This window comes from Candidatus Schekmanbacteria bacterium (assembly GCA_003695725.1).
In the GTDB taxonomy this organism is placed as follows: domain Bacteria; phylum Schekmanbacteria; class GWA2-38-11; order GWA2-38-11; family J061; genus J061.
The window spans coordinates 1-4,272 of record RFHX01000284.1; the positions used below are offsets into that span (position 1 = coordinate 1).

General features: G+C 36.5%; 4 protein-coding genes. All 4 read left to right on the forward strand.

Annotated elements, in window-relative coordinates:
- Positions 1–715, forward strand: a 715-nt coding sequence (locus D6734_10855) for a glycosyltransferase family 1 protein (protein ID RMF93095.1), incomplete at its 5' end; no start/stop codon positions are given.
- A gap of 12 nt (positions 716–727) precedes the next feature.
- Positions 728–2,185, forward strand: coding sequence for a radical SAM protein (locus D6734_10860; protein ID RMF93096.1), 1,458 nt, complete (start codon positions 728–730; stop codon positions 2,183–2,185).
- Positions 2,186–2,189: 4 nt separating this feature from the next.
- Positions 2,190–3,695, forward strand: coding sequence for a hypothetical protein (locus tag D6734_10865; GenBank protein ID RMF93097.1), 1,506 nt, complete (start codon positions 2,190–2,192; stop codon positions 3,693–3,695).
- Positions 3,692–4,272, forward strand: a 581-nt coding sequence (locus D6734_10870; GenBank protein RMF93098.1) for a hypothetical protein, incomplete at its 3' end; no start/stop codon positions are given. The genes D6734_10865 and D6734_10870, both read left to right, overlap by 4 nt.

Consider the following 4,272-nt stretch of genomic DNA (forward strand, 5'->3'; position numbering starts at 1 on the left):
CTCTATGGCTTTTAGAGAATCCTACAAGGATGTTTTGTTAAAAGCGCTCGATAAGGCAGATTCTATCATAGTATATAATGATTTTATCAAGAATCTGCTTTTGAAATATAACAATAATGTCAATATAATTCCTTCAGGAGTCGATGTAGAAAAATTCAAGCCATCAAAAGAAATAAAAAAGGAGAAAAAGAGGTTAAAGATATTGATGTCAGGCCGCGCTGCAGAATATGCAAAAGGTTTGACAATTCTTGAAAATGCCTTCAAACTCCTGCTTACAAAAAGAGATGATATTGTTTTGGAGATTACAGCCGATGAATACTTTAGGCATTATGAGAATCGCTTTCAAGGGCAGCATTTTATTCTTAGAAAATGGGTCAATCAGGATTCCTTGCCTGAAGTTTATAAGGATGCAGACATAGTAGTGGTGCCTTCTATTTGGATAGAGCCCTTTGGAATTGTTGCTGTTGAGGCGATGTCATCTGGTATTCCTGTCATTGCATCACGCATAGGCGGATTGAAAGATATAGTAATAGATGGTGAAACAGGACTGCATTTTGAACCAAATAATTTTCTTGATTTAATGGAAAAAATTGAATTTCTTCTTAATAATCCGAAAGTTAGAGAAGAAATGAGCAAAAAGGGCAGAAAAAGAGCAGAGGCACTTTACAGCTGGGATAAAATAATAGACAATTATTATATTCCTCTCTTTTCGTAAGGAGGCTTTGTATTGAAGGTTTTTATTGGAAATTCGCCGTGGCGTAAAGAAGGATTCTATGGAGTTAGGGCTGGAAGCCGATGGCCTCATTTTGAAATGGATTGTTCAGAATATATGCCTTTTCCATTCTTTATGGCTTATGCTACAGCGCTTCTCGAGAAGAATTCAATAGATGTGAAAGCTGTTGACGGCATAGCAGAAGGCGATGATGATGAGCAATTTTTTCAAAAACTTTTGGATTATAATCCTGATATCGTCGTATATGAAGTTTCAACAAATACGATCGAAATCGATTTGCGTTTTGCGAAGATGACGAAGGAAGCTCTTGGAGAAAGGGCGCTTGTAGTCTTTTGCGGTCCGGATATGAATATGTATAATCCTGCATTCCTCGAAAAGAATAGATGTGTAGATGTAGTGTTGAAGGGTGAATATGAATTTACGCTTCTCGAGATGGTCAAGAGCTTAAAGATGAATAATGGGCTTCAGGGTATAAAGGGACTATACTATCGTGACAGCAGTGGGAGAGGCGTTTTCACAGGAGAGCGCCAGCTTGTTTCAAATATTGACCTTTTCCCATGGCCTGCAAGGCATCAATTTCCAATGGAAAAATACAATGATACCCCCGGTGGTATTCCCAAACCAAGTGTGCAGATGTGGGCTAGCAGAGGATGTCCTTTTAAATGCATTTTCTGTTCATGGCCCCAAATTATGTATGGTAGCAGTTCTTATAGGACGAGAAATCCTGTGGATGTAGTGGATGAGATGCAGTGGTTAGTGGATGAGATGGGATTTAAATCAGTTTATTTTGACGATGATACTTTTAACATCGGTAAGGAAAGAATATTGAAGATATGCAGTGAAATCAAAAAAAGAGGATTAAAAGTTCCATGGGCTATAATGGCGAGGGCAGATACTTCAGACAGAGAGATGTTGGAGGCAATGGTTGATGCTGGATTATATGCTCTCAAATATGGGATTGAATCAGGTGTGCAGGAAATTGTCAATAATTGCGGAAAAAATCTTGATCTCGAAAAAGCCAAAGAAAATATAAAGATTACAAAGGAGCTTGGTGTCAAGATACATCTTACATTTTCTTTTGGTTTGCCCGGCGAAACTATGGATACAATCAAACGCACTGTTGATTTTGCCATTGAGCAGGACCCTGATTCCCTTCAGTTTTCCATCATTACACCTTTTCCGGGAAGCAAATATTATGAAGAATTAGATAAAAAAGGATATATCCTTTCAAAAAACTGGGAAGAGTATGACGGCTATAATAAGGCTGTGATACGCACAGACAATCTCGACAGTTGCGACCTTGAAAAGGGACTCAACTATGCCAATGAAGCGTGGAGAGCGCATCAATTGAAAAAAGAAATAAAGGCAGCACCGATGCATTTTGTGAAAAAATCATTGTCAAACCCACTTCATTCTGCCAGACGTTTTTGGCAGCTTTTTGTAAGAAGATAAATCTATGACCGGTTTATCAAGCCGTGTAAAAATATCAGCGATACTTCTGTTAGGATTAATCTTGAGATTGTATCGCCTTGGAAAATATGATTATTGGTTTGATGAGGTACTTTGTGTTTTTCAGAAAAACAGTCTTTACGGAATAATATCAGGCAAAATTCTTGACAGCAATCCCCCTCTTTATTTTCTTTTATTGAATCTGTGGGGAAGGGTTTCTGAAGCAGAATTTTGGTTGCGGTTGCTTTCTGTTTTCTTTGCAGTGGCAACGATTTTTTTAGTCTATTATTACTGTAGAAAATACATTGGTGAAAGGATTGCTCTGCTAAGCGCCCTTCTTCTGTCTGTAAATCCTTTTCATATCTATTATAGCCAAGAAGTGAAGATGTATTCTCTTTTTATCCTTTTATCGTTTATATCTGTTATTGCTCTCTTTTCCGCTTTGAGAGATGAAAGAAAATCCCACTTTATTATTTATACTCTTGTTACAGCAGCTGCCCTTTATACGCATTATTTCGCTATATATCTTGTCATTGTTGAAATCATTGCTCTGTCAATGGCAATAGCAGTAAGCGGTTTCGATAAAAAGTTTATCAAATATTATTCTCTATCACTGGTGGGAATCATCCTTTTATATTTGCCATGGGTACCAATTATGCTAAGAGAGCATTTTTTCAATACTTCAGGTTTTGTTACTACTTGGATACCAAAACCAACGATTAAGACTTTTTTTTATACATTGAAGAACTTTTCAGTTGGATTCAGCTCACCGCGGCTTAATTATCTTTTTGCTTCATTTCTTTATGGAGTTTTAGGGTTAATAGGCATTACAAGATTCATAAGGGGGAAAAAGAGGGAATTTATCTTTATCCTTTTATTTTCCCTTTTGACTCCTCTTGGCTTATATCTTGCCTCATTGAAAGCTCCTGTCTATCTCGATAGATATATCTCCTTTGCATTGCCTTTTTTTCTATTAATCGTTTCATCAGGTATGGAAAAATTCAATTTTAAGTTGCAAGTCCTTGTAGTAGTGTTGGTTTTTATATTTTCATTCTTTGGCTATAAAGATATGTATGAGAAAATACCTTTTATCCATCAGGCGCCGGGAGAGCATGAGAGAATATCATACAGGGAACCGTTAAAATATCTCAAGTCTCATTGGAAGAAAGGGGACATAGTTGGACACTCCTGCCGTTCAACACAACTTTCATTTGAATATTATTGGGGTAAAGGCGCGCCTGAACAAAAGCTCCTTGCTACAGAAAAATTTGAAAGCTATCCACAACCCTCATTTTGGCCTCATTCTTCATTGCTTCCTCAAATTGTGCCTGATGCTCTTAATGGGAAGGGAGATATTTGGGTTGTCCTTTCGTGGTGGGATCCAATGGATGAAATCGATTACATTTCTATCAAGCTGAAAAAATGGATGGATGAACATTTTACTTTGATAGATGAGAAAAGGTTTCATGGAATATTCATATACAAATATGAAAGGAATCCGCATAGCGAATGAGGAGAATATTAGAAAGGATTAAAAAGGATTCCATAATTCTTCTTCTTTACTTTTTGCTTACTATAATACTGACCTATCCATGGATTTTGAAATTTTCCACTCATAAACTTGGCGATGACATCGATGGCTCGATGCTTGTGTGGAATCTTTGGTGGTTTGCAAAGAGTATTTTGAACAACAATGAAACCCTCTTTTTTACAAATTATATCTTTTATCCTGTTGGGACAGGTCTGGTTTTTCATACATTGACAATATTGAATGGTTTTTTTGCCTTTATTTTGAAACCTTTTGTGGATGTCCTCGCCTGCTTCAATATCCTGACATTTTTAACTTTTCTCCTCTCAGGTTATGGAATGTTTCTCCTTGTTGAATATCTTACAGGGAACAGAAAAGCTGGTTTTATTGCCGGACTTATTTATGCTTTTTGTCCATTCAGAATGATAAGAGTTTCTTTTATAAATTATTTGACTACGCAGTGGTTTCCCTTTTATCTGCTTTTTCTAATAAAGATTTTCAAAGAAGAGAAGAATAAGCTTTTAAATATTGTATGTGCTTCAATATTTCTTCTATTCAACAG

Coding starts and splice junctions, on each gene's coding strand:
- D6734_10865 (RMF93097.1), top strand. CDS start 2,190: ATGACCGGTTTATCAAGCCGTGTAAAAATATCAGCGATACTTCTGTTA.